At 57.9% G+C, this 824-nt stretch carries 1 protein-coding gene; it reads right to left on the bottom strand.

Annotated elements, in window-relative coordinates:
• Positions 1–3 precede the first annotated feature (3 nt).
• A protein-coding gene (locus ACTIF6_RS26820; RefSeq protein ID WP_439590746.1) for an IS5 family transposase occupies positions 4–767 on the bottom strand; the annotation gives its coding sequence in 2 pieces (ribosomal slippage) (positions 4–452 and positions 452–767; 765 coding nt in all).
• Positions 768–824: the final 57 nt, after the last annotated feature.

The following is an 824-nucleotide window of genomic DNA, read 5'->3' as shown; positions in this document are numbered from 1 at the left end:
CTGTTAACACAACCGCAGACCATCAGCGACGAGCACGAAGCTGATGAAGCCTAGGAACATGAGGTCGAGTTTCTCGAATCGCGAGAAGATGCGCCGATAGCCTTTGAGCCGACGGAACAAGCGCTCGACCTCATTGCGACGCTTGTACATCTCGCGGTCGTACTCCCAAGGTTCAATCCGCGTCTTTACTGGTGGTACCACCGGAATGAAACCCAGATCCAGTGCCAATTGCCGTGTCTCATTGCCCTCGTAGGCGCGGTCCATCAACAAATGCACCGGCCTGCTGGTCGGCCCAAGCCTGCTCAGCAGGCGCCGACCTTCAGGAGCGTCGTGCGCTTGCCCAGGCGAGAGGCAGAACGTCACGGCCGTTCGAGCATCCGCGGCAACCATATGAATCTTGGTGTTCCATCCGCCTCGGGACTTGCCGATGGCTTGTGGGCCGTTTTTTTTAGTGCCCCCGTACCGTCGGGGTGGACCTTGATGCTTGTGGAGTCCAGAGAGACCGCTTCGATCTTGATTCGCACGACCTGTGCACGCTGTAACTCCTCAAACATGCGATCCAGGACGCCGGCTTTGGTCCAGCGGTTCATGCGCGTGTAAATCGTGTGCCAGTTGCCAAAGCGCTTGGGCAGTCCGCGCCACTTGCAGCCATGCTCGGCCACATAGAGGATCGCATTGACCACCTGCAGGTTGCTCAGGCTGACGTTGCCACGCTGCTTGGGTAGGCAGTGCTCAATGGTGGCGAATTGTGCGGGCGTGATCTCCATGCCCAATATTGTCCAGCGCAAACGACACGATCGGTATTAGTGTTAACACGCCCTAGT

The sequence above is a fragment of the Hydrogenophaga sp. genome, from assembly GCF_051860785.1.
Taxonomy (GTDB): Bacteria; Pseudomonadota; Gammaproteobacteria; order Burkholderiales; family Burkholderiaceae_C; genus Hydrogenophaga.
This window is presented reverse-complemented; position numbering and strand designations above follow the sequence as displayed.